Origin of the sequence: Sulfitobacter mediterraneus (assembly GCF_003054325.1) — a bacterium.
Taxonomy (GTDB): Bacteria; Pseudomonadota; Alphaproteobacteria; order Rhodobacterales; family Rhodobacteraceae; genus Sulfitobacter; species Sulfitobacter mediterraneus.
The window spans coordinates 1-5,833 of record NZ_QBKU01000027.1; the positions used below are offsets into that span (position 1 = coordinate 1).

A 5,833-nucleotide genomic window follows, 5' to 3' on the forward strand; every position below is an offset into this window, starting at 1 on the left:
TTCGCTCTGGCTTCCTCCGCTCTCGCGACGGAATGCCCCCGTTTATGCCCCATTTTCTGTCGCTGTCAGGGTAAGCCGATGAAAGGCATCACGGGGGTGGGTTTCCTACCATCCCAGCCACTCTTTCGCTCATGATGAACCGTTACTTCTAGGGTGCCTCTGTGGCCAGGAATGCCCCCAAAAATGCCCCAGATCAGGAAGTCCATTAGGTGGGTGTATCTTGTTGTGAGATCTCAATCGGGAACGGGAGTAACGGGTACAACGGGTCTGCTCCCTTTGGGGTTCCCCAGAGCCGTGACAGCTCTGAGGGTGGTCTTAGTTAGGCTACCTTCAGGAGGTCGAAACCAGAGTAGCCGGGTTGTTTGTCGATCGGGTGATCGTAACCGTCAGGCCCAGTCACTTTGCCCCGGTAGAGACTGTAGCCGGGCTTCACCCAGATGGCTCTGGCGTAATCTTTGCCGCCCCATTTGGCCTTCTGAAGTTGCCAGCTAAGGTCTGGCATCATGTGGCTTAGCCGGTTGGGGTTCATCCGAAGCTCTTCGCTGACCAGAAGGCCTAGTATCTTTTGGGGGATAGCGCCCCTTCCATCTTCCTCCAGCAGCTCTTCCAGTTGTTGCAGCATCGTTTCCTGAGATGTTGCTCGGATCTGCTGCATAACCAAGGTGTCAATGGTCGAGGTATCCAGAGACTTTGGATTGAAGTCCTCAGGTAGATCCCGCTGCATCAGCGCACGGTAGACTTTAGCAAGGTTGCCTTCGTCATCCATCCAGGCGTGGAACTCTACCATAAACTTAGCGAAGTCTTTTGCTTTCGGTCCAGAAGCATGCCCCTCATGGCCCATGTCTACCACGAGAAAGCGGCGGTCGTTACCCTCGAGCCACTGGGGCAAATGGTTGGAGGTCCCAACCATCACACAGCATTGCTTTACTTTCTCGACATCGATCCCCTTTCGCTCGGACGTCGTATCCTCTTCTGTGATCAGGGTCTTGATTGCGTTGCCCTGATCGGACGTTGGCTTCAGCTTAATCTCTTCCAGATTCAGCAGCTTGTTCTCCAGCGCTGGCCCGTTGAACTGGCCTGTAATCTTACTAACGCCATTGGATGAGAACGTGTTCTCTGAGCCAAACAGCTTGGCCATAAGCTTACACAAAGTGCTCTTGCCTGTGCCTTTCTCGTGCGAGTAGAGCAGAATGGCCCAACCGGGCTTCTTCTCCTCGTTCTGGAGGTTCCAGGCAAGCCAGTTGAGAAGCAGCTCACGGTCCCCGTCATTGACGATAGTCCAATCGAGAAATCTCTCCAACATGGACAAATCGCCAACCATACCACGTCGCTGGCGATAAGCTGGGTCAACCCAGGAGTTTATCGACGCCATGATTGGACCTCGCAATACTCGGTTTGAGTTGCCAGGTGCGCACCGTATGGTTCCGTCCCACAGAGCGATCGTATTACTCGCCTCGTCAGGGTCATCTCCAAGCACCTTTGTGATGATCTTGGTCACGAGTTCCGGGTCTTTGTGCTCATCTGGGAACATATCCCGAATGATCCCCCGCGCGACCCGAATAGCATCACCTTGGTTCAGGCGACTTTTCCTGTGATCCACATGCAGATACTTGCCTTCGAACCTGACGAACTTGTCGGCAATACAGCCACTCACGATATCGATCCGCAGTTCGTCGGTTTCGGATTTAGGCATGGTATTTTCGGTTTTCTCCAACACCATCGGCAGCTGGATTTTGGAAGGTGTGTTTTTCTCCTTAGTTTCAGTGGTTTGTTTGTTCATCTTATTGTTTTCTCTTGCTTTTAGCGGAGCCAAGAGGCGCATAACTATCGTACAGACCTCAAGGTCCACTCACATAAAGAACGACTCGGTTGTTCGTAGAGCCGTCCGGATTATTGGGGATGCGGCCTTGCCGCTCAGCGCTATGCGTTCATGTTCGAGAGTCTGGGCTCTCAGGCCTGTGCCTACAAATCTATGCCTAAAAAGGATGTTCTGATTACCTTGGGTAAAGCAGAGATGCAAGGGTTTTCTCGAACGGGTGCTATGGGTGGAACGGGTGTCGCTTCAGTTCTGTGCTGGCGGGAATTGCCAATCGTCACTTGGATATTGCTGGCTTTCGTGACCGTAGCAGATCTTCTTGCGACCAGGGGCTTTGAGCCCAGCTCGGCCGCTGCCGGCGATTATCCCGAGATCGACTTTACGCTATCTAATGGCTTGATTTTTTGGAATAATTTAGCACTATAACCTTGTCGAGACATGCGCACCAAGCCAGTTTTGCTGATCCGCCGGATTGCGGCCACCTATGCCGTCGAAGGCAGAAGAACACTGACTGGCTGTTTCAGTGCCGCTGTCACGGTTAAGGAACAGCTAGCAATGACCTCCCTAACTTGGTTGGCTTCTTGCGGGTTGCGACCCCTATTTTGGGCACCCGAGGTTTCGGCATCCGCAATAGTCCTCCTACAATGCTCTGATTGTCGCCATATTTTGAGCGCTTTTTCAATTCACAATCAAGTCTCAGGACAATTGCGCCTTAGCAGAATGCCCAGGGCAGCCTGTATATCAAGCGCTTCGTAGGAAGGAGGTTTGGCATGCCGCCAAGACAAAGTATCGAATGGTTACAGGCGGCTGTTTTGCTTGTCTTTCTCAGCCTTTCATATGGCTCATTCCTACTTGTGCATAGTATTGCCCAAAGCCGTTCCCATGAGAGCTTTCAGATTTTGGTTGATCAAAGCCTTGTGTCACTCGACCGGCGCTTTGAAGAATACAGCCGCGTCCTGATTGGGGTGTCCGGTTTGGTGCTGGGATCCGATCTTGTCACAGCCAAGGATATGACGAATTACGCCAACGCCTTGAAGGTCCAAGATAACATGTTCGGTTTGGATGCCATCGGACTGGCCATGACCAAGGACATTGGCGAAGGTTTGACGGGCGCGACTGCTGCTTTGAAACAGAATATGACTGTGGTGCAATATGTCGAACCCTCGGTCGATCATGGAAATTTGGTTGGGTTGGTGTTTTCCAAACATCCCGAACTACTTGCAGCCTCGCAAGAGGCGCGCAGGACAAGACAAACTCTCGCGGTAAGGGATCTCCCCGGCCTTTCCGCGCCGGACGGTCAGCCTTTGGCATTATTGATCAAACCGATTTTCAGACCTTTCAGCGATGGGCAAGATTCCCAGGCGCCTAGTGAGGAATTGGTCGGATTTGCTTTTGCCGTGATGAATATCGAAAATGCATTCAAGTCTCTGACGGCCGCACAGTCGGAGCTTATCGAATTGAAGGCGGTGCCAGACCCCGATGGCCTCGCCGCAGGTCAGGGCGATCTGGCCGTCGCCGCCCCCATCACATCAGATTTCACGGGCAGCCAAACGATCAATAAACTTGGTCAGACCTTTGCGCTGTCTTGGAGCAGCACCGAAAAATTCGATGCCTCTCAGCCATTTCGGGCCCGGTGGATTGTCCTGATGCTGGGGCTTTTGATCACTGCATTGGTCAGCATGATGCTGCGCTTTCTGATGAGAAAGAACCAGACAATTGCCCTGACCGTTGCGCAAAAGACCCGCGATCTGGAAACCCAGGGCAAAGAGAAACGCTCGATCCTCGAAAACGCGATGCTTGCCATTGTCTCAGTGACACCGGCAGGGCGAATCTTGCATTCGAACGATGCGGCACAGAAACTTCTGCTGCCAGCGGCCAACCAGATCGACCTGACGCGGTTTTCCGTTGGGGAGGTCCTACCCGATTATGATCTTTGCCGCAGTCAAGGCAGGACGAAAGTGCAGCTGCCTCCGGCCGGCAGGGATGCGGAACCCTGGATTGTCGAGATTGAAAAGAACACATGGTTCACAGCAGACGGTGAGACGCGGTTCACCTTGATGATGCGCGATATCACCCAAAGTGAACGGCACACGCAAGAAATTGCCAAGACTGAGCAACGCTGGAACCTCGCCCTGACCAGTGCTGAAATCGGCGTCTTTGATTTGGACCTGCGCGATCAGACCTCAGTGGTTTCAGAAACCTGGAAAATGCTCTTGCACAGACCTGAAATGGAGGGCGGTGCCGACCCTTATTCTTTTCAGATTGCTCTGATGCATGAAGATGACGTTGCCTTACTGAAAGAAGCCGAGGCCGCCTGCATTGACGGCAGCGCGGATCGTGCTTCGGTTCGGTTCCGCGTCGAAGTAGCCCAGAATGAGTGGCGTTGGATGCAATCCGATGCCGTAGTGGTAGAACGTTCTTCTGATGGCACTGCGATCCGGATGCTGGGAATCCAGATGGACATCACCGAAAGCTATAAGTTGGAGCAACTCAAACGCGATTTCGTTGCAACAGTCAGCCATGAATTGCGCACGCCTTTGACCTCCATCAAAGGGGCGCTCGGGTTATTGCAGGTTCAACTAAAAGACGTGGACACCAACGGCGCGGACCGTTTGATCGAAATCGCCTCGTCCAACTCAGAGCGGCTGGTCAGTCTGGTGAATGATATCCTGGACATGGAAAAAGTCACTGCAGGCAGCATGGCGCACGACGCAAAGCCGGAGCGCTTGAGCGACATAATGGCCCTCGCCAGCAAACATACCGAGACCTACGCATCGCAATGGAACGTGCAATTGTCCGTAGAAGCCCCCGAGGGCGAGCAAGACATCTGGACTGACAAAAAACGGATCATTCAGGTGTTGAGCAACTTGTTGTCCAATGCATGCAAATTCGCTCATGCCGGCACGACTGTCCGCCTCAGTGCTGAATTCTTTCCCGATTGCGCCAGAGTTTCGGTGAGCAACCAGGGGATCGGCATCCAAGAAGAGTTTCGGGACAAAGTTTTTCAACCGTTTTCGCAGGCAGACAGTTCAGATTCCCGGCAACGGGGCGGAACCGGTCTTGGCTTGAACATCTCGCGCCAATTGATTGAATCGATGGGGGGGCAGATTGGCTTTGATAGTGAGCCGGGCAAAGAGACCGTGTTTTGGTTTACCTGTCCACTGGCAAACGCAACCGAGATTGCGCAGGTCGCTTGATGGCACGGAAGACTCCTAGACTTCGCTAAGTTTATGGTAGAGTTCCACGCCTGGATGGATGACGAAGGCAACCTTGCTAAAGTCTACCGTGCGCTGATGCAGCGGGATCTACCTGAGGACTTCAATCCAAAGTCTCTGGATACCTCGACCATTGACACCTTGGTTATGCAGCAGATCCGAGCAACATCTCAGGAAACGATGCTGCAACAACTGGAAGAGCTGCTGGAGGAAGATGGAAGGGGCGCTATCCCCCAAAAGATACTAGGCCTTCTGGTCAGCGAAGAGCTTCGGATGAACCCCAACCGGCTAAGCCACATGATGCCAGACCTTAGCTGGCAACTTCAGAAGGCCAAATGGGGCGGCAAAGATTACGCCAGAGCCATCTGGGTGAAGCCCGGCTACAGTCTCTACCGGGGCAAAGTGACTGGGCCTGACGGTTACGATCACCCGATCGACAAACAACCCGGCTACTCTGGTTTCGACCTCCTGAAGGTAGCCTAACTAAGACCACCCTCAGAGCTGTCACGGCTCTGGGGAACCCCAAAGGGAGCAGACCCGTTGTACCCGTTACTCCCGTTCCCGATTGAGATCTCACAACAAGATACACCCACCTAATGGACTTCCTGATCTGGGGCATTTTTGGGGGCATTCCTGGCCACAGAGGCACCCTAGAAGTAACGGTTCATCATGAGCGAAAGAGTGGCTGGGATGGTAGGAAACCCACCCCCGTGATGCCTTTCATCGGCTTACCCTGACAGCGACAGAAAATGGGGCATAAACGGGGGCATTCCGTCGCGAGAGCGGAGGAAGCCAGAGCGAA

The 5,833-nt window shown here is 53.3% G+C and carries 4 protein-coding genes; 3 read left to right on the forward strand and 1 reads right to left on the reverse strand.

Annotation, left to right across the window (positions count from 1 at the left end; all coding sequences use genetic code 11):
• Nucleotides 1–319 precede the first annotated feature (319 nt).
• On the reverse strand, nt 320–1,780 hold the full coding sequence (locus C8N31_RS20025; protein ID WP_146173165.1) for a primase-helicase family protein: 1,461 nt from the start codon (nt 1,778–1,780) through the stop codon (nt 320–322).
• Between the two features lie 150 nt (nt 1,781–1,930).
• On the opposite strand from C8N31_RS20025, the gene C8N31_RS20030 reads away from it, so the two are divergent.
• The 3 genes from C8N31_RS20030 (at nt 1,931) to C8N31_RS20040 (ending at nt 5,514) form a co-directional block, all read left to right on the forward strand.
• The gene (locus C8N31_RS20030) at nt 1,931–2,242 is read left to right on the forward strand and encodes a hypothetical protein (protein ID WP_025050068.1); all 312 of its coding nucleotides are present in this window, start codon (nt 1,931–1,933) and stop codon (nt 2,240–2,242) included.
• Between the two features lie 344 nt (nt 2,243–2,586).
• Nucleotides 2,587–5,013 (forward strand): ATP-binding protein, encoded by a 2,427-nt coding sequence (locus tag C8N31_RS20035; protein WP_037919161.1) that lies wholly within the window; start codon nt 2,587–2,589, stop codon nt 5,011–5,013.
• A gap of 33 nt (nt 5,014–5,046) precedes the next feature.
• Nucleotides 5,047–5,514 carry a hypothetical protein gene (locus tag C8N31_RS20040; protein WP_025050066.1) on the forward strand — a complete coding sequence of 156 codons (468 nt, stop codon included), beginning with the start codon at nt 5,047–5,049 and terminating at the stop codon, nt 5,512–5,514.
• The last annotated feature ends 319 nt before the right edge of the window (nt 5,515–5,833 follow it).